This window comes from Thermogemmatispora sp. (genome assembly GCF_042408735.1).
Classification (GTDB): domain Bacteria; phylum Chloroflexota; class Ktedonobacteria; order Ktedonobacterales; family Ktedonobacteraceae; genus Thermogemmatispora.
Window position 1 is genome coordinate 1 of the sequence record NZ_JBHOQV010000028.1, and the last position, 19,484, is coordinate 19,484.

Sequence of the window (19,484 nt, forward strand, 5' to 3'; positions counted from 1 at the left end):
TCGTCACGCTGGGTCGGATAGAGCAGACGGTGCAGACCAGCCAGGCTACCAGCCAGGCTCGTGCCAGGCAGGTAGTCCAGGCAACCAAAGCCAGAGGGGGCATGATCAGCGCGAATGGCCAGCGGTGCGCGGGCTTGCAGCAGCAGGGCGAAAGCTTTCATTCTTCATCCTCCTGCGCCGTCGAATAGTACATCAGCTCGTCGAGACGCGCCAGCCAGCCGCGCCATTCTTCGGGAGGATACTCCTCACCATTGATTTCCAGACGCAGCACGTCGCAGTGACAACGCCCCTTTCCCGTTGACTTGTTGGCTCCGAGCTGCTCGACCAGATGCAGGCCCGCGAGCAAGAGCAGCAGCGAGTAAGTCGGGCTACGCGGCTCCTCATCAAGAGGCAGGCAGGTCAGCCAGCCGCGAATGGTGCCGGAGAAAGTTAGATGGCGCCGACCAAACTCGCTGGTGTAGAGGGCACCAGGGACCGCCGTGCGCGTAAGGCGCCGCAGGCGCACCTGCGTATAGGGGGTTACCAGGGCTTCGGGAGACTCTTGCAGTCCTTCCGCCGTGGATGCTGTCCCTGCAGTCGGAGCCGTCTCCGCGGTCGTCAAGAGGCGAGCATTGTCGAAGAAGAGCGTACCGGGCAACATCTGCGAGCCGAAGATGCGCGTGATCATACTCACACGTGCCCCCAGGCCACGCAGGGCCAGCTCATCATCGTGCGGGGTAGCCATGAGATGGTACATTTCTGCCAGCTCCTCATAGGTGCGGGCCAGCTGTTCGCAGCACTCACGGACGACCCCTTTGAAGGTGGCGCCGGGCACGTAGAGCCAGCCCTGCCGATCGCGCGCGATCGTGCGATCGACCAACCCCTGACGGAAGCCGGTCCCGAAGTGGAAAGGGGTAAGGAAGGTTAGTCTGTAATCGATCGACAGACGGTCAGTCCTCGCTTTCACGCTCGCCCTCCTCTGCTGCCACAAAATCGTAGAGTTCGACCAGGTCGAGCAGCGGCGTCAGGTAGATCTCTCGCCCCGACTGACCCTGGTCTTGAAGCCGCGACCAGGGGAAAATGACACGCGGGAAACCCTGGAAGAGACTAGCGTTTTCTATCGACTGGTCCCCGCGCAGGAGATAGCGCTGACTGAAGTCATAGAGCCGTTTCAGCAGAAACTCGCGCTCTCTGTCGCGGCAGCCCTGCAGGGACGCCAGAGCCTCGAGAACGGTGCTGGTCCGGTTCATTTTGAGCACGGCCTCGCGTAGCTGATGCAACTTGGAGCGCGGGAAACCCAGGCGCTTCGCCTCGCGAATGGCTTGTAGCAGATTCTCCAGCGCGGGGAGCCAATAGGGGCGCAGCGTGGCACGGAATTCAGTGTCGGCCTCACGCTTGCAGTAGACGGTCTTGTAGAGATAGTCAAATTCGTGAGTGCCGGCACCAGCTACAACCAGGAAATTGATGCGCGTGTCGTTGCCATCTCCGGCGTCACGCCACTGGTCCACCCGGGCCTGCTTCTTAGCGAACCTGAGCGCATTCTCCGCCAGATCGTGCATCAGGCCGAAAGGATACTTCAATGGGGCAAAAACTACCCCCACTGAGAGTGTGCCCTGCTGCTTACCTGCCTTTTCACGGAAGACACGGGCCACCTCCAGCGCCACGTTAAGGGCACGATCACCGCTGGTCAGCAGCATCAGGTCGTCGCCGCCAAGCAAGAGCACATCGAAGGGAAAGAAATAGTCGCCCTTTGGCTGAGCTTCTTGTCTTGCCTGACCATTCTCCTCCTCGTTGTCCTCCTCATCCAACAGGCCCTTCACGGGGACCGGCTTGAGGTGTTCGGCGACTGCGCTCGCCAGGGCCTCGTAGATGGCATCGTCGATATCGCTGGCGAATTCTTCGATTTGTTTGAGGGTCGAGAGCTTTTCAATCCTGCTGCCCATACCGTTGCCATCGGCGTAGATCAGGCCGAGATAGTCTCTGACACTACCACTACCTCGACCACTGCTGGCAACGGCGCGCAAGGTATCGATATCACGTGGGCGCTCCGGTTTGCACGGCTGGCCAGCTTCCTGGAAGTAATCAAGCGGCAGCAACTCGATCAGCTTCTTCCAAAGCACCGCTTGCTTTGCGCCATGAGCAGAGTCCAGCGCCTTGCCACTCAATTTGGCATCCACCAAGCCGTCAATACTTTTCTTGATCTGAGCATCCTCTCTTCTCTTCTGAAGGCAGACAGGGCAGTAACGCTGCTCTTCCCCCCGAGGCTCTCTCCAGGGGCTTTGCCCGGCAGCATATGCAAGGCCGCAGGAGTCGCAGAGCTGGAGCAGCGGATGAGACGGCAAGGCCACGATGGCCGGTGGGCAATCCTTGGCGCGGCGCAGCTTGTAGCGCAGCAGGTCAAGCTGCTGGAGCAGGTTAGCCTGCCAGAGATCAGGCTCAGCCAACTCCGCTGGCAGCCGCTGCACAGCGCCCGTGACAGTAGCCCCACCCTGGGTTTCTTCGCGGTATCTGGCCTGGACTCGTCTCACGAATTCTTCTGATTTGTCCTCAGCCAGCAAGAAGAGGCCCGAGCCGCCATTGGCATAGACCACCCGCGCGTTGGGATCGAGATCCCTGGCGATGGCTCCCATGATCTCACGGTTGAGTCGGTCGAGGATAGAGCTGGCACCCCGGATCTCTCTCAGACGATCGGTGCTGAAGACGTAGTTTTTGATACGATCGGTGTCGAGCGCTACCAGCGCATAGGCCACAGCTGCACTACCTCCTTCTGATGTCTACAGCGCTCTCTAGCTGCCCTACCCGGCAAGCAATAGGAGTATAGCATAGTTATAGCCCTCCCACTTCAAAGGGGTATATGATTTTCTTCACAAATTTTTATGAATTTCACTAATACACCTATCAACCAACTACGTTACCCTGAATAGGATCACTATTTTTTACTAAAAAATCTCGCCACTTTTTCAACCCCTACGACGTGTAAATATACCTTACATATGAAAATCTGGCAATCTATCGTTACACAAGTGACCAGCAATACCTATGCGGAAGCATGAGCGAGTTATGGCTAGAGAGTAAAAGGTGTCCTCTCTCATAAGGGCAGTAACGAGCCGGAGAATTTCACCCCTGCTCCATTCTCACCTTCCCCGAGGGGGCAAAGTACGCTATCATATCAAGGCAGCCGGGAACAGCAGAGGACAACGGGGGTACCTCAGCCAGCCGCCATCGGCACTAGCAGGACCAGCCGGGCCGGACTGGGCCGGACCGAGAGCCTATGAACCAGCCAGAGAGAACACACAACAGCCATCCTCACAGACAGTACGAACGGAGAAAACCACATGAGGCATAGAGAGCATCGAGAGCGCAGCAGCCCAACAAGCATAGCGATGGCCTTGCTCATCTCCCTCGCACGCCACTTCTCCCTTAAGCGCCTGCTCCTACGCACCGTGGGGGCCATCCTCAGCGCCCAGGCCATCACCCTGATCATCCTGCAAGTTATCTCGCGTCAGCGCAAGCGCTACCTTCCCCAGGGCGGCTTCCCACACACGCGCTTTGCCGAGGTCACCATCGGACAGGACCACCTGCAGCTCTACGACTACGGGCGCGACCTCTACGACGATATGCTCGCCGCCATCGACTCCGCTCAAGAAACCATTTATCTGGAATCATATATCTGGAAAGACGACAGCGTTGGCCGCGCCTTTAAAGAACACCTCATTCGCAAAGCCGAAGAAGGCGTTGCCGTCTACGTCATCTTCGACTGGTTCGCCAACCTGGTCGTCCCGCGCAAATTCAAAATCTTCCCTCCCACCATTCATGTGCTCCAGTACCAGGCGTTCCGCTACCCCTGGCATCTTTTCGATCCGCGACGCTATGCTCTCGACCATCGCAAACTACTCGTCGTCGACGGCAAAATCGGCTTCATCGGTGGCTACAACATCGGCGAAACCTACGCCACCAGCTGGCGCGACACCCACCTGCGCATCCGCGGGCCAGCCGCCGCCGACCTGGCCCAGTCCTTCGTCGACTTCTGGAACCAGCACGTACCCGCCTATGAACGCATCACCAGGCGCCACCCGCGCTGCTTCAACCCGCTCATCAACGTGCGCGGCACCAGCGCCATGCGCCTCATGTTCCCCATCCGTGACATGTACATCGAGGCCATCGACCGCGCCCAGAAGTTTATTTACCTCACTAACGCCTACTTTGTTCCCGATTCCATTCTGCTCGACGCCCTCAAGGCTGCCGCCCGGCGTGGCGTCGACGTCGAGATTCTCGTCCCCTGGATGTCCAACCACATCATCGCCGACTGGCTCTCGCGCAGCCACTTCAGCGAATGCCTCAAGGCCGGCATCCGCATCTTCGGCTATCGCCACATGCTCCACGCCAAAACCTGCACCATCGACGGCGAATGGTCAACCATCGGCACCGCCAATCTCGACCGCCTCAGCTCGATAGGCAACTACGAGATCAACGTCGAGATCTACAACGGCGATCTGGCCCGCCAGATGGAGGTTCTCTTCAAATACGACAAGACCAACGCCTTCGAGCTAAGCCTCGAGGACTGGGAAGAGCGCCCCTGGTACGTGCGCCTCAGCGAATGGATCCTGGCCCCTCTACGCTTCCTCACCTGACCAGCGCGGTTCATCATCCCCGGTCCGGCTGGCTGGTTGGCGAATCGCTCTGCGCTTCGCGGCTCTCCAACCAACCGACCAAAAAGAGCGCGCTCCCGAGTTCTCGACACCCTGGAATACCAGCCGGACTCGGCAGAGCGCGCTCCCCTTCTTCTCTACTCTACTTAACTTAACTTGACCTTAAAGAACCTGCCTCACCGCTTCCACGAATTCAGCCGTTGTAGCCGTGCCTCCCTGGTCGGGAGGTAGCGCCTGTCCTCGCCGATAGACCTCGGCGACCGCCCCGGCAAGACGCTGAGCCTGCTCCTCATAGCCAAGATAATCCAGCAACATAGCGCCCGAAAGCAGCATGGCCGTGGGGTTGATCACCCCCTTACCCGCCAGATCCGGAGCCGAGCCATGCACCGGCTCAAAATAGGCATAAGCGGGACCATAACAACCGCTTGGTGCCAAACCAAGGCCCCCAATGCAGCCGGCGGCCATATCCGCCAGAATATCGCCATGCTCATTCGAGAGCACAACTACATCCAGGCTCTCAGGCTCAGCCACCATGCGCCGCGCCAGATCATCGATCAGGAACTCCTGATACTCCAACTCCCCACAGCGACGCACCGTCTCGCGCACAATCTCGCGAAAGCGTCCATCGGTGCGCGGCTGAATCGAATACTTGGCCCCCAGGGTCACCCGACCACGATAGCCCTGAGCCTTACGCCAGAGCGCCAGCTCGCAGGCAGCCTGCGCCACATAGGCCATCTGCTCATCGGTGCAGATACGCAGCGCATAGGCCCCCTGCCGATCGACCGGGGGTGGCAGCCACCAGGTTCTGCTGCTCGGCAAGGCGGCCAGCTCAGACAGATCCCCTTCGCGCGGCGGATACATCCCCTCCAGATTGTCGCGCACAATAACGTAGTCGACGCGCTCCGGCTCACGCAGCGGACTGCGATAGCCTGGCTGCCAGCGTACGGGACGAATGTTGACCCGCGTCTCCTTGCCCCAGCGCAAATACCAGAGCACGGGCCGGCTTGGTCCCCCACTGGCCCCAAAGAGCGTACAGACAGCGCGGTCAATCAGCTCCCGCGTCTCCTGCGGGAAAGCGCTCCCGTAGCGCTCCTGAGCCTCGCGCCCGCTGCTTCCCTCAACAAAGCGTAGCTCCGGCACCAGCCGACGCAATATCTCAACCGTGGGCCAGACAACCTCTGGCGCCGCATCATCGCCCGCTACCACACAAATCAAGGGCTGTTCCCCATCAGCAAGCTGGCGACGGAAGATAGCGGCCCTCATCGCAGCGTCCCCTCGCGGCGGATATACTCAATGATGCCGCCGGCCTCCACGATCTTCGCAATAAAGGGCGGCAACGGCTGAGCCTGAAACTGCTGACCGGTTGTCAGGTTGGTGATCAGCCCACGCTCCAGGTCAACATCGGCCTCCTGCCCGTCTTCGCTGTTCAGAACCGCCTCCTCACAGATGAGCACCGGCAGGCCAATGTTGATGGCATTGCGATAGAAAATGCGCGCAAAGCTGCGTGCCACCACGGCCTTGACCCCGCTGGCCTGAATAGCCGCCGGCGCATGCTCGCGCGAGGAGCCACAGCCAAAATTATGTCCTCCCATGATAATGTCGCCCTGGCGCACCTGCGTCGCAAATTCGGGAAGAATCTCACAAAGACAGTACTTTGCCAGTTGTGCCCGATCGGTCGTCACATTGTACCGTCCAGGAATAATGACATCGGTATTGATATTATCGCCGAGCTTCCAGATACGTCCCATGCTCGCTACTCCTTCCTTCAGCTACTCGCCTGCTCCTGCGCTCGCGAGAGTGTCCGCAGTGGATCAGGCTCAGGCCAGAAACGGACGCGGATCAGTAATATGCCCGGTGATGGCCGTGGCCGCCACTGTCGCCGGACTCCCAAGATAGATCTCTGCCGTGGGGTCACCCATGCGCCCAGTAAAATTGCGATTCATCGTCGTCAAAGCCCGCTCACCAGGCCCGAGTACGCCAAAGTGGCGACCGATGCAAGGCCCGCAGCCGGGCGTTCCAACCGAGGCCCCCGCCTGGATAAAGATTTCGATGTAGCCCAGACGCAGAGCCTCCAGATAGACCTCGCGCGAGGCCGGTATGACCACCATGCGCGTGTTAGGATGAATCTTGCGACCGCGCAGAATCGAGGCAGCGATCGCCAAGTCGTCCAGCCTGCCATTGGTGCAGGTTCCCAGAAACACCTGATCGATCTGAATATGCTCGACCTGCTCAACCGGCACCACGTTGTTGACGTCGGGCGGGCAGGCCACCAGCGGCGACAGCTCCGAAACGTCAACCTCGACTACGCGCTCATAGCGCGGATTCTGGGGCCGCAACATCGGATAGCTGCGATCAACGCGTCCGCGTAACCAGGCCTCGGTCGTGGCATCGGGCGCCACCAGGCCGGTCTTGGCCCCCATCTCGATCGCCATGTTACAGAGCGTGAAACGCTCACTGATCGACATAGCCTCAACCAGGGGACCACTGTACTCGAGGGCTCGATAGTTAGCGCCATCCACCCCAATGCGGCGCACCAGCTCCAGGGTGACATCTTTGGCGTAGACGCCGGGTTGCAGACGACCTGTCAGCCGCACATTGATGGTCTCCGGCACGCGGAACCAGCTTCTCCCCGTGGCATAGGCAACGCCAATATCGGTGGACCCCATGCCCGTAGCAAAGGCCCCAAGCGCGCCGTAGGTGCAGGTATGGCTGTCGGCTCCAACGATAATCTCACCCGGAGCCACAAAGCCGCGCTCCGGCATCACCTGATGACAGATGCCCTCTTGTAGGATCTGGATACCCTGCTCACGGGCAAAGACACGAATGTCACGCTGCAAGGTGGCCGCAGCCACCGTGGCCGCTGGCACAATGTGATCGAAGACGATGTGGGCCCGAGCCGGATCAAAGACCCGTCCCCCACGCTCGCCCGTGAGCTTGCGAAAAGCTTGAATGGCCAGCGGCGAGGTCGTGTCGTGGCTCATGACATGGTCGACGTCGACGATAACGATCTCACCGGCACTCACAGGCCGGCCCAGTTTATGGCTAAAGATCTCTTCCGTTAGCGTTCCCATGCGGTACTCCTCTGCTCTTCATACCAGGATTGAATAAAGGCATCGACCGCCTCTGGCGAAAGCGGTCCCTCCTCAGCGCGAGTCTTCAGCGACCAGGTCAACTCACGCACCTCCTCATCGCTGAGCTGCAGCCCCAGCTCCGCCGCCCGATGAGCGATAGCATGGCTGCCCGTGAAGCGCGAACCAAGGTCTACTCGCCGCTCCAGGCCGAAGTCCTCCGGATTGAGGATCTCATAGGCCCGAGGGTTGTTGAGAATGGCCCGCGTATGGACACCAGCCCGATGGGTAAAAGCATATGGCGCCGTAATTGGGTTATTGAATGGAATAGGCAGATGAAGACAGCGAGCAACATAGTCATCGAGAGGCGCCAGTTGTCTCAAATCGCGTCCCTGCAGGGCCTCGGGATAATGGAGGTAGAGCTGGGCCACCAGGCCGCTGAGGGAGGCGATGCCGTTGCGCTCACCGATCCCCAGGACGGTCACATCCAGGCAGTCGGCTCCGGCCTCATAGGCGGCCACGGTGTTGGCAATGGCGCAGCCACTATCGTTGTGGCCGTGAAATTCAATGCCTGCGTGAGGATAGCGCTCGGCACAGAGATGAATGATGCGCTCCACCTGGCGCGGCGTGGCAATGCCGACCGAGTCCGGCAGTCCGATACGCTCCACTCCAGCCTCTACCACGGCATCAAAGACGGTCAACAGGTCGACCAGATCACTGCGGAAGGCATCCTCAGCAGAGAAGCGGACGTAGCGTCCCGCCGCCCGAATGCGCTGAATGAGAGGCACGGCATCGGCGATGATCCGCTCGATGCGCCTGCCGTGGCTATAGGAGCGCAGTTCGGGTGAGGTACCGTAGAAAAGATTGATGCCAGCTACCGGCGTCGCCAGAGCCGCCTCAACATCGGCCTCGACGCAACGCACATGAGTCACAATGCGCGCGCGCAGTCCCAGGGCACAGAGCTGCTCGATCGCCTCGCGAATGCGAGGCGAGGCGATCGGCGAGGGCACCTCTATAAAGTCAACGCCAAAGGCATCGAGCATGCGCGCGATGGTGATCTGCTGTTCCAGATTGAAAAAGGCGCCGGCAAACTGCTCTCCCTCTCTCAGGGTCGTATCCAAAATAGACAGCGGTCGTCTCACTGCTCTCCCTCCTTCCCTCCAGCCATGTCCTGGGCCAGGCTCGTGAGCACGCGCTCCAGTACGGCAATGGCCTCCATATATTCCTCCACAGCAAGGTGTTCCTCGGGCGTATGATCCAGGCGCGCATCACCGGGACCATAAGCCACAATTTCCGGTCCCCAGACCGGCCCAACTACGTTCATGTCGGAGGTGCCGGTCTTAACCTTAAAGGCAGGCTGGATACCCATTGCCCTCATGGCCTGCACAAAGGCGCGCACCAGCCTGGTCGTGCGCGGTGCCTGGAAGGCAGCTTCCTCGCCGCTGAAGTCGACTTCTAGCCCGGCCTCCATCGCCCAACGCCGCAGTTCCTCACGCAGCTCCCCTGCTGAACAGGCCAGCGGCAGGCGATAGCCGATTCGCAGCCTTGCCCATTCATGCAGACCATCCTGGTCGCTCTCGATGCTACGCAGCACCGGCTGTAACGCCGCAAAAGGAGAGCCGCCACCATGAAGGCGGTTCCATTCCTCCGCATGCAGCTTGACCCGCTCCCAGAAGGCCACTGCCTCTTCCGCCGCCGTCTGGCGTGGCCCGGCGCTATGACCACAGGGACGCACGACGTGCCCCTCGACGAGCAACCGCCCTTTGTAGCCGAGTGTCACCGCCCGGCTGCCGCTCGGCTCACCGATGATACAGGCGTAGGGACGATAGCGGTCAACAACGGCGCGCGCTCCTCGGGAGGTTGCCGCCTCTTCCTCGACGGCCCCGATGACCACAATTGGGCGCCGCAGATCGCGGCGTCTCGCCAGACGGGCCGCCGCAGCCAGAAAGGCCGCCAGAGGGCCTTTGGCATCAACGGAGCCACGCCCGTAGAGTTTCCCCTCGCGCAAGGTGACCGGAATAGCACCAGGGACCGTATCCATGTGACCGAGCAAGAGCAGCGGCTCCCGCTGGGCGAACCCGGCAGCCACGGGAACCGTGGCAATCAGATTGCCCGCCTCATCCAGGGTGGCCCGCAGGCCCAGACGCGGCAGGTAGCCGGCTAACCAGGTCGCCAGGGAACGTTCCTGGCCCGAGAGACTTGGAATGCTTACCATGCGATAGAGCAGCTCAACCTCCGGCGCCAATTCCGCGGGAGCAGCGTCAGCGCGGGCCGCAGCTTCCACAGTGGACGGAGCCGCCGCAGCCACCGGCTGCCCGGCTTGCAAGACTTCCGCCAGGCGGTCCAGGGCCTGATCAAGCTGCTCCTGGCTAATAACCAGAGGCGGCAGCAGGCGGATGACATTGGGACCCGCCGGCAGGGCCAGTACCCCGCGCTCCAGCAGGGCTTCCAGATAGGGCTGGACGCGCGTGCGCAGCTCGATGCCGAGCAAGAGACCTAGACCCCGTACTTCACGGATCAGCGGCGATTCGAGAGCCCGCAGCCGCTCCAGAGCATGCTGGCCCAGGCGCGCCGCTCTTGCGGCCAGTCCCTCGCGTTCCAGGATGTTGAGCGTCTCCAGGGCCGCCGCGCAGACGAGCGGGTTGCCGCCGAAGGTGCTTCCGTGGACACCCGGAACGAGACGCCCGCTGGCGACCACGCGCTCGCCCAGCGCAACTACTCCCATTGGTAGCCCGCCAGCAATCCCCTTGGCCAGGCAGAGCAGATCTGGCTGCAGCCCATAATGCTCGCAGGCCAGGAACCGCCCCGTGCGCCCACAGCCGGTCTGCACCTCATCGACGATCAGCAGGACTCCCCGCTCCCGACAGAGCCTGGCCAGCTCGCCTACGTAGCTCGGGTCGGCCACATGAACGCCGCCTTCTCCCTGAACCAGCTCAATCAGCACTGCCGCCGTCTGCTCGTCAAGCGCACGCTCTACCGCCGCCAGATCGTTATAGCGTACATGCGTGATACCAGGTACGAGCGGCGCAAACGGCTCGCGATAGCTACGCTCCCAGGTGGCCGAGAGCGCCCCAAAGGTACGCCCGTGGAAGCCGCGCAGCGTCGCAATGATGCCCGGTCGTCCGGTTGCCAGACGGGCAAACTTGATGGCTCCTTCGACGGCCTCGGCCCCGCTGTTACAGAGGAAGAAGCGCCTCAAGCCAGAGGGCATCACGCCAGCCAGACGCTCCAGCAGGGCGGCGCGCACGTCGTTGTAGAGGCTCTCGGGACAGGTGATCAGGCGCTGGGCCTGAGCAGCCAGCGCCGCCGCGATCTCCGTTCGCCCGTGTCCAATGTTGGCCACCCCATGACCGGAGGCGCAGTCGATATAACAGCGCCCATTGGCATCCCAGAGCAGTGCCCCCGCACCACGCACGATCTCCACCGGACGCTTGTTGTAGACGCCGCTGCTATAGGCGCGCTCCAGCTCCATGAGCGTCTCGGAAGCAGTGACCGGCTCGCTAAGGGTGCTCATCGCCGCACCTCCGCTGATAGGGCCGGAAGGCAGGAGGAAGAAACAGCTTCGGCCTCGCCCAGAGCCGGGGAGGCACTGATGAGCGTTCCCTGACCCGCCAGTAGGGTTGCCAGCGAGCCGGAGCCGATGTAGACGCGGCGCACGCCACCGGCCAGGGCCTCCTGAGCGCCGAGCAGCTTTTTCCGCATGCGCCCCTGGGCATAAGGCAGATAGCGCTCCAGCTCATGGGAGGCGATCAGAGGCACAACGCTGCCCGGATCGGCCAGATCACGCAGCAGCCCCGGCACATTGGTCAGAATCGCCAGCGTCTCCGCTCCCAGAGCCGCCGCGATCGCAGCCGCCACGCGATCGCCATCAACGTTCAAGCGCTCTCCCTCCAGTCCCAAGGCCAGCGGCGCCACCACCGGCGTATAGCCCGCCCCCAGCAGCAGCTCTAGCAACGAAGCATTTACCCTCTCGATTTGCCCGCTGTAGTCATCGCGCACCACCCGCACGCGCCCATCCGGCATGACCGCCCGTAGGGCCGTCTTACGCCGTGCAAGCAGCAGGCGCCCATCGACTCCGGCTAGACCCAGCGCGTTGACCCCACGCCGCTGCAAAAGCGCCACAAGCTCGGTATTGATCTGGCCAGCCACCGCCATGGCATAAATACGTAGGGTCTCGGCATCGGTATAGCGGCTGGTCATACCATTGGGAGCCGTGAGCACCTGTAGCGGATGGCCCAGTCGCTCGCTCAACTCATTGGTAAGCTGCGAGCCACCGTGCACCAGCACTACCCGCTCTCCCTCAGCAACCAGGTGCGCGATCTCTTCAACAACCGGCGTCGCGTCAATACCGGCACCGCCGCCAATCTTCACAACGAGAGTCATGCCCGTGCCTCCTTCGTTCTCTTCTGATGAGCGAACGGACCTCAGATCAGATCGGATGCAGCCCCGGGAACGTCAACCCCAGGGTCTCATCCCAGCCAAAGCGACAATTGAGCGCCTGCACGGCGTTGCCGGCGGCTCCCTTCACCAGGTTGTCCAGCGCGGCCATAACCACCAGGCGGCGCTGGGCAGCATCGAGTTCAAAGCCAATGTCGCAGTAGTTGCTACCAGCCAGAATCTTCGGCTCAGGATAGCGGTAGACGCCACTGCGCTCCTTCACGAGGCGAATGAATGGCTCATCGCGGTAAGCCTCCCGATAGAGACGCCAGATAGCCCGCTCATCCAGATCGCCAGTCAAAAAGACGTGGGCAGTGATCAGCACGCCGCGCACCAGCTCGACCGCGGTCGCCGAAAAGGCTAAGGTCTGCTGCCAGGAACCACCAGCCAACGCCCCCAGCTCCTGGATCAGCTCGGCGCTGTGGCGGTGACCAGTCGGCTGAAAGGAGCGCACCGCCCCGCTGCGGTCGGGATGGTGACTACCCGGACCTGGGGTGGCACCTGCCGCCGAGGAACCAACCTTTGCCTCGACCACCAGGGGCAGTCTCGGCTCAACAAGGCCCGCCCGGTAGAGCGGGGCAAGCCCAAGAATGGCAGCGGTGGCCGTGCAGCCTGTGCCGCTGATGAGCGTGGCCTCGCGCAACTCCTGCCGATGCAGCTCGGGCAGGCCATAGACGGCCTGAGCTAGTAGCTCCGGCTGCGGATGCTCCTTCCCATACCAGCGCGCATAAAGCTCGGGTGAGCGGAGGCGAAAATCCGCCGAGAGGTCGATCACCACTGGCGCCAGCGCGCGATAGCGCTCAATAGCCTGCATCGCCGCTCCATGCGGCAGGCAGAGAAAGAGGACGTCGCAGGTCGATAGGTCATCAGAATGACAGAAGCGAAGGCCGCAGAGCTTGCGCAGATTGGGATGCCGGCTATGAACGTATTGGCCAGCATGGCTCTCCGAAGCTACCTGGGCAATCTCCACCCGGGGATGGAAGAGCAGCAGGCGCAACAACTCACCCGCCGTATAGCCCGAGCCGCCCACGATCGCCACACGCACCTGACTCATCGCTCCGCTCCTTGCATCACGTACTGCTCGATATAGTCCAGCATCGCGCCGGGAATATCGACCCCCGTAGGGGCAATGCTATTGCGAAATTCCATCGTCGCGTTGATCTCGTTAACCAGCAGGCCACGCTCTTCATCCTCTAAGAGATCGATGGCCAAAATCCCACCGCCGACCGCCTGGGCGGCCCGCACGCAGAGGGCATCAAGCTCGGGGGAGACTGGGCAATTGCTGGCCTGCGCACCGCGGGCTGTATTAGTGATCCAGTGCTCGCTTGTGCGATAGATGGCGCAAATCGTGCGCTCTCCTACGACAAAGGCCCGGATATCGCGCTGCGGCTTAGGCACGTACTCCTGGATGTAGTGGAGGTGATGCTGATAGGAGCCGAGCGTCTCGCGATGCTCCAGCACGGCCTCAGCGGCGTCGCGATCGTTGACACGGGCCAGGAGGCGCCCCCAGGAGCCAGTAGTTGGCTTGATGACCGCCGGATAGCCCAATGCCTCGATCCCCCGCAGAGCGCTCTCGGCGCTGCAGGCCAGGAGCGTGCGCGGCGTGGGGATGCCCGCGCGCAGCAAGGCCAGCGTGGTCTGAAGCTTATCGTTACAGATAGCCGTTGTGGCCGGGCGATTGAAGACGCGCAGTCCCCAGCTCTCCAGGACCTGGGCCACGGCCAGGCCGTGGGACTGGCTTACGCTGCGACAGAGTACGGCATCGTAGGAGCGCCAGCGCTCATCGGGCCGCGCCAGATCGAGCAGCAGCTCGCCATCGTTGAGCAGGTCGAAGGCAATGCCGCGCTGGCGCATTGCCTCGATCAGCAGCTTCTCCTCAACCCGAATGCGCGAGGTCAGAATTGCCAGCCTCATGGTCTATTCACCCCAATCCTCTTCAACACGCGGCGCCAGCGCCACCGCCGGCTGGTCCAGGTCGGTGACCTCCAGCTCGGCATTGCAATCGGGACAATAGACGATCTCGCCTACAAGCCTGTTCTGCAGATCAATTTCTGCCTCACATTCTGGACAGAGCGCGATCAACTGACTCATCTTCTCTCCTCCTGACTGGCTGCCTTCTTAATTCAGCTCTCCTTTTCAGAGATGACCGTCAACGATATCTAAACAAAAACGCTCTTCGCCCCTTCTCAGCTTGAAGGACGAAGAGCGTCACTGATTGCAGTCGATAGCTCTCGCGGTACCACCTTCATTCGCCGGCACTCCTGCGCACCGGCCTCAGCGAGCACCTCAGCGTGCTCTTGCCCGTTAACGGGGGCCTCCGGCAGAGGTCTACTCTCGTCCGCCGCCCAGGCAACGAACGCGCGGACGATTTCTTCTCGCAGCTCCAGGGTCTTTCTCGCGGTTCACGACAGACGAGCTTTCCACCAGCCGCTCGCTCTCTGGCTATCGGAGGAACCGCTACCTGTCCCCTTCAGCGCCCTCTCCTATGTGAGTTGTTGAGCAATGACCGACACCAGCAAACAGCGCGGTCTCTGAACTACCGTGCAGGCTCCCGCCGTCAGGATCCTGCTGCCTTCCTTTTCGTCGCGCGCTCCTCCGCCCGCGGCGGGGACGGCCAGACCAGGCCAGATGGCCCATCCGCCGCCAGAGGAGCCTGGCAACAAAAAAACTCTTCATCCCCGAAAGGACGAAGAGCACAAGTGAGATGTGGCTCTCGTGGTACCACCTTCATTCGCCGCTACCTCGCGGTAGCGACCTCGGCAAGTGCAACGTTCTGGCTCACCGACTCCTCATCGAGACTCTGAGTCCATGTGAGCGAGACTGCACTCCTGCCCGTTAACGGGGGCTTCCGGCAGAGGTCTACTCTCGTCCGCCGCCCAGGCAACGAACGCGCGGACGATTTCTTCTCGCGGCTTCGGGACCTTCTTCACGACCCACCGGCATACGAACTTCTCACCAGCCGTTCGCTCTCTGGATGCGGCCGGGCCGCTACTCATCCCGCGACGCCTTTCGCGCTTAGGATGGGTTGCTTTTTTGGGATTTATACCATGTTTTGCCGCTGCTGTCAAGTCCAGAAAAAGACTTTCGTAGTACAGCCAGCTCTCTAGCCGGCTGGCAGCAATGGGAAGCATGCCTCGCATCTGCTTTCTCCTGTTCAGTCGAGGCAAGCCCTGCAACAGCTAGCCCCGCCGCCGCGTCTGTAATGAGTGGGGAGTAAACCAAGACAAGCAAGCCCTGGCAAGGCGCCCGCCAGCTTCCAATGAGAGGCTGGCCGCGAGCCTGCGACGCCCCACTTCTTACCTGGCGCCGGAGAAGGAAGGGACCTCTGGATGAGCAGCGTTCTTACCTGGCAGGATTGGCCGACGAGACCAACTGATTTTTATCTTGCACCTGGCGAGGTCCACCTCTGGTGCACCTCGCTGGCCCTCCCATCAGCCACGGTGGCGCGCCTGGCTGCAGTGCTGGCCCCCGACGAGCAGCAACGTGCTGCTGGTTTTCTCTCAGCGGAGAGCCGCCGAGAGTTTGTGGCGGCGCGGGCGATCCTGCGCCTCATCCTGAGCCGCTACCTTGGGCTTGGGCCCCAGGAGCTGCGCCTGCGCACCAATCCCTGGGGGAAGCCAGAGCTGGAACCCGCGCCAGCTAGCTCTCGACCAGCCCTGACTTTCAATCTGTCGCACTCCGAGGGGCTTGCCCTCTATGCGCTGACGTGCGAGCGCGCTATTGGGGTTGACCTTGAATTTCTGCGCCCGCTCCCAGAGGACGAGCTGGAGCAGCTTGCCGCCCGCTACTTCGCGCCCTCAGAGTATCGCACGTTCCTCAACCTGGCCCATGAAGAGAAGCGAGCGGCCTTTTTCCGCTGCTGGACGCGCAAAGAGGCCTATGTCAAGGCCCGCGGTCAGGGCCTCTCGCTCTCGCTCTCCGCCTTCGAGGTCTCGCTGACCTCCGACTCTCCCCCTAGATTGCTGGCCAGCTCCGAAGATCCTCAGGCTCCCCAGCGCTGGTCTTTGCTGTCTCTCGAGCCGTCCCCGTCCTACACTGCCGCGCTGGCAGTCGAGGGTCATATTGATCATGTAGAGTATTTACGCTGGAACAGTCACGAGTTTTCTCCTTTTGCTACTTGACAAAGCAAGCGTTCAAGTCCATAATCCAGGCAGCAAGCTACTACGAGCCTGCGCTGGGCTTGGCAGAGAGCAAGGAGGCATGAGCGATGAAAGAGTACAACAGCGCTGAGCAGCCCCAGCCAGAGATCCTGCGCAGCCAGACGATCGGCATTATCGAGGTGCGACCAGACGATACGCGCCAGAGCGTGCTCACCGCCATTCTGACCCAGGAGAAGCTGGGACGCGGGCACATCGTTCTGCTTCTGCCAGCCGAGAACAAGTCTTTCTACCGCAAGGTCGATTTTGAAGGGCTGCGGGAGCTGCAGCGCGAGCTGCAGAGCCAGATCATCATTGTTGTCCAGCCCGGCTCGAAAGTAGCCAGTTACGCACGCCAGCAGCGCTTTCCGCTCTACCCCTCGCTAGGAGACTATGCTGCGGCAGTCCGCCTGCAACAGCCCGCGCTGGCTGAAGCTGAGAGCCAGCCTCCCGGCGAGCAGCCCCAGTCGCTCCCCAAGCCAGCCTCCGCCAGGGAGGCAGAGCCACCGGCGGACCTTGAGACGTCAGCCGGCCCAGCTCCAGCTATCCCAGGAGCTGAACAACCAGCGGTCCCCTCTGGCCCACGAGGAGCCTTGCCTTCCCTCCTACCGGCAGTCAGTCGTCGTCTACCTCCTCTGTTCACACGCGGGAACCAGGCCCGCTGGGGTCCCCTGGCCAGTCGACGAGGCTGGTTACTCTCTGGCATAGCCATTGGGCTGCTCCTGCTGGCCAGTCTGGTCGTGATCCCGCTGACCCAGCTCTTTGGCGGGGCGGCCACCGCTGCCAGTGTCACCCTTGTTCCGGAGGCGCGCCCTCTCAAGCAGCTCTATACGCTGAGCGGACAACCTGGTCTCCCGGCCAATCCTGCCCGTCACCAGATCAGCGCCCGACTGTTGGCCTCTGCCGAATTGCGTCAGAGCCGCCAGGTGCCAGCCAGTGGGCATGGCGTCAGGCCCGCTTCACGGGCCGAGGGCGTTCTTACTTTCTACAATGCCCTGCCCGTGCCCCAAAGCGTGCCGAAAGGGACTGTCCTGAGCGATCAAAGTGGGGTCGAGGTGATGACCGATGAGACGGCCCAGTTGGCGGCAGCCATGCCTCCTATGGAGGCTAGCGCCAGCGTTCCGGCCCATGCTATCCAGCCGGGCAGCCAGGGTAATATTCCAGCTTTCGACTTCCGGGCCGTTGCCTGCTGCGGCAATGGTATCACCGTGCAAAATCCTCTGGCCTTCAGCGGAGGGAGCGATCCCCAGCCCTATACGTACGTTCAACAAAGCGACATCGATCAAGCCAGCATGGCGCTTCAGGCCAGCCTGATCGCAGCGGCCCAGCGAGATCTCCAGTCTCGGGCTGCAGCCAACGAGCGCTTTGCAGGTCAAACCCGGTGTCCGACTTTGACCAGCACCGATCACCAGGCGGGCGATCGCGTGCCCGCGGTGACAGTGACGGTCAGCGTCATCTGCAGCGGCGAGGTCTACGACCAGGTGGAAGCTCGCGTTTTGGCTGCCAGTCTGCTTGCCAATGACGCCTTGCGTCATCCAGGACCACGCTATAGCCTGGCGGGCCAGATCGCCACAAGCATCGTGTCGGTCTCCCTGGATGGGCAGCAGCAGGGTCTGATCAGTCTCCGCGTGCAGGCCGAAGGGATATGGGTCTACCGTCTCGATAGCCTGGAGCGGCAACGTCTGGCGAGTCTGATCAAGGGGAAGACGAGAGATGAGGCCCTGGCTCTGCTCAGGCAGCAACCGGGTATCAAGAGCGCCTCGATCGCGCTCAGCGGCAGCGGCAGCCGCCTACCTGACGACGCCAACTCAATCACCGTTCGCGTGGCCACGGTCAGTGGCTTGCAGGCATCGCCGCTGCCAACGGTCTCTTCTGTTGCAGGCACCGCCCAGCCGTCGGTGGTGCCCGAGCCGGCCCAGCCCATCAGTAGCAGTACCAGTACTCCCCCAGCGACGCCCTCTCCTTCGTCCACGGCTTTGCCAGCCCCGGCCACGCCGACTCTTCCCTGACGGACGATCACAGCCCCCTCTCGGAGCATTCCGCCTCTCTGGCAGGGGTATTGCGGAGTCTGTCTTTGGTTGTCTCTTTCTCTCCAGGTATATCGCTATATATACATTGGTCTGTCGTGGGGCGTGTCCATACTGAGAGCAGAGAGGAAAGTGACGGATCAGCATATATGCTCGTTAGGACGACGGTGTAGAGCTGGACCAGGAAAGGAGTAGAGTTCTGTGAGCCGGATTATTGTTCAAAGTGAAAAGGTCATTCCTGGCAAGCCCGAGGATATCTACGCGATTTTAGCGGACTACAAAGGGCGCCACCCTCAGATTCTACCGGCTAATTTTCAAGACTATCGTGTCGAGCAGGGAGCCCAGGGCGAGGGCACGGTAGTCAGCTTCCGCCTGCGCGCTGGGGGACGGGAACGCCTCTACCGCATGCGCGTCAGTGAACCGGTACGGGGCCAGACCTTGACGGAGAGCGACCTTAATTCTTCGCTGGTCACGACCTGGACAGTGGTGCCGCTAGACGACGGGCAACGGGCTCAGGTACGGATCGCGACGATGTGGGAGGGAGGCAGTGGCCTCAGGGGTTTCTTTGAGCGCCTCTTCGCCCCCCTCGGCCTGCGACGGATCTACGATCAGACCCTGGCTTCGCTGGCGGCTGTGGCCGAAGGGCGTCCCCCCGAGGAGCGCCGCGCACCGGGTCCGCTGCTCGTTCTCCCGCTGCTGGCCTTGATCATCGCGGTACCGCTGGTCATTCGCCTCATTCAGCAACGCCGCCAGCGTTCAACACCCGTAGCGCGCATCGTGCCCGCGAGTCGCTTGCACGAGGCCCGCGCTCGGGCGCGCGAGATTCGCCAGCAAGCAGTCCGGGCTTTGCCTCGCCTGCGCTCACTGCGCGCCTGAGCCGTTTTAAGGACTGCTCGCTCCACTTTGCCTGCCCATGGCGAACCAAGAGACTACAGACCAGAGGCGCCACCTCAGAGATGGTCGGCGCCTCTTTTTGCTCTCTGCTTCCTCTCTTTCACCGCTCGCCGCTTGACAAGCTTTGCCGAAATCGTTATCCTCAAGAACAGGATAGGCGCGAAAAAGGATAAACAGGCTCAGTTTTCAATAAAGACCATGCCGCGTCGCCAGACGAGACAAAAGCTCGCTTGCTTTGAGCAGCGCTTCTCGCATCACACTGGACGGCGCGCAGGAACCTATCCCGGCCTGCGG

15 protein-coding genes are annotated in these 19,484 nt (G+C 61.7%); 4 read left to right on the forward strand and 11 right to left on the reverse strand.

Annotation, left to right across the window (positions count from 1 at the left end):
* Window positions 1–157: 157 nt before the first annotated feature.
* Window positions 158–946: an RAMP superfamily CRISPR-associated protein gene (locus ACFMO7_RS01985; RefSeq protein ID WP_376793863.1), complete on the reverse strand. Its 789-nt coding sequence runs from the start codon at window positions 944–946 to the stop codon at window positions 158–160.
* Entirely contained in the window at window positions 930–2,729 is a 1,800-nt protein-coding gene (locus tag ACFMO7_RS01990) for a hypothetical protein (RefSeq protein ID WP_376793864.1), read from the reverse strand. Before ACFMO7_RS01990 ends, ACFMO7_RS01985 begins: the two co-directional genes overlap by 17 nt.
* A 585-nt stretch (window positions 2,730–3,314) precedes the next feature.
* Here ACFMO7_RS01990 and ACFMO7_RS01995 point away from each other — a divergent pair.
* A complete protein-coding gene (locus tag ACFMO7_RS01995; protein WP_376793865.1) occupies window positions 3,315–4,610 on the forward strand; it encodes a phosphatidylserine/phosphatidylglycerophosphate/cardiolipin synthase family protein in 1,296 nt (431 codons plus the stop codon).
* 180 nt (window positions 4,611–4,790) lie between these two features.
* On the opposite strand, the gene ACFMO7_RS02000 is transcribed toward ACFMO7_RS01995, so the two are convergent.
* The 9 genes from ACFMO7_RS02000 to lysW all read right to left on the reverse strand — a co-directional run bounded on the left by ACFMO7_RS02000 (window position 4,791) and on the right by lysW (window position 14,224).
* Window positions 4,791–5,891, reverse strand: coding sequence for an isocitrate/isopropylmalate family dehydrogenase (locus ACFMO7_RS02000; RefSeq protein WP_376793866.1), 1,101 nt, complete (start codon window positions 5,889–5,891; stop codon window positions 4,791–4,793).
* Window positions 5,888–6,376 carry a 3-isopropylmalate dehydratase small subunit gene (locus tag ACFMO7_RS02005; RefSeq protein WP_376793867.1) on the reverse strand — a complete coding sequence of 163 codons (489 nt, stop codon included), beginning with the start codon at window positions 6,374–6,376 and terminating at the stop codon, window positions 5,888–5,890. Before ACFMO7_RS02005 ends, ACFMO7_RS02000 begins: the two co-directional genes overlap by 4 nt.
* 69 nt (window positions 6,377–6,445) lie before the next feature.
* A complete protein-coding gene (locus ACFMO7_RS02010) occupies window positions 6,446–7,699 on the reverse strand; it encodes a 3-isopropylmalate dehydratase large subunit (RefSeq protein ID WP_376793868.1) in 1,254 nt (417 codons plus the stop codon).
* Window positions 7,687–8,838 carry a LeuA family protein gene (locus ACFMO7_RS02015; RefSeq protein WP_376793869.1) on the reverse strand — a complete coding sequence of 384 codons (1,152 nt, stop codon included), beginning with the start codon at window positions 8,836–8,838 and terminating at the stop codon, window positions 7,687–7,689. Before ACFMO7_RS02015 ends, ACFMO7_RS02010 begins: the two co-directional genes overlap by 13 nt.
* Window positions 8,835–11,210: a [LysW]-lysine hydrolase gene (locus tag ACFMO7_RS02020; protein WP_376793870.1), complete on the reverse strand. Its 2,376-nt coding sequence runs from the start codon at window positions 11,208–11,210 to the stop codon at window positions 8,835–8,837. The genes ACFMO7_RS02015 and ACFMO7_RS02020 overlap by 4 nt, the downstream gene beginning before the upstream one ends.
* Complete coding sequence (locus ACFMO7_RS02025; RefSeq protein WP_376793871.1) at window positions 11,207–12,079, reverse strand: [LysW]-aminoadipate kinase; 873 nt, start codon at window positions 12,077–12,079, stop codon at window positions 11,207–11,209. The genes ACFMO7_RS02020 and ACFMO7_RS02025 overlap by 4 nt, the downstream gene beginning before the upstream one ends.
* Before the next feature lie 46 nt (window positions 12,080–12,125).
* On the reverse strand, window positions 12,126–13,187 hold the full coding sequence (argC, locus tag ACFMO7_RS02030) for an N-acetyl-gamma-glutamyl-phosphate reductase (RefSeq protein ID WP_376793872.1): 1,062 nt from the start codon (window positions 13,185–13,187) through the stop codon (window positions 12,126–12,128).
* Window positions 13,184–14,047, reverse strand: a complete 864-nt coding sequence (gene lysX, locus ACFMO7_RS02035) for a lysine biosynthesis protein LysX (protein WP_376793873.1) — start codon at window positions 14,045–14,047, stop codon at window positions 13,184–13,186. The genes argC and lysX overlap by 4 nt, the downstream gene beginning before the upstream one ends.
* A 3-nt stretch (window positions 14,048–14,050) precedes the next feature.
* Entirely contained in the window at window positions 14,051–14,224 is a 174-nt protein-coding gene (gene lysW / locus ACFMO7_RS02040) for a lysine biosynthesis protein LysW (protein ID WP_376793874.1), read from the reverse strand.
* Between the two features lie 1,238 nt (window positions 14,225–15,462).
* On the opposite strand from lysW, the gene ACFMO7_RS02045 reads away from it, so the two are divergent.
* The 3 genes from ACFMO7_RS02045 to ACFMO7_RS02055 all read left to right on the forward strand — a co-directional run bounded on the left by ACFMO7_RS02045 (window position 15,463) and on the right by ACFMO7_RS02055 (window position 19,172).
* Window positions 15,463–16,254: a 4'-phosphopantetheinyl transferase family protein gene (locus tag ACFMO7_RS02045; protein WP_376793875.1), complete on the forward strand. Its 792-nt coding sequence runs from the start codon at window positions 15,463–15,465 to the stop codon at window positions 16,252–16,254.
* An 86-nt stretch (window positions 16,255–16,340) separates the two neighbouring features.
* Complete coding sequence (locus ACFMO7_RS02050) at window positions 16,341–18,278, forward strand: baseplate J/gp47 family protein (RefSeq protein ID WP_376793876.1); 1,938 nt, start codon at window positions 16,341–16,343, stop codon at window positions 18,276–18,278.
* 219 nt (window positions 18,279–18,497) lie between these two features.
* A complete protein-coding gene (locus tag ACFMO7_RS02055; RefSeq protein ID WP_376793877.1) occupies window positions 18,498–19,172 on the forward strand; it encodes an SRPBCC family protein in 675 nt (224 codons plus the stop codon).
* Window positions 19,173–19,484: the final 312 nt, after the last annotated feature.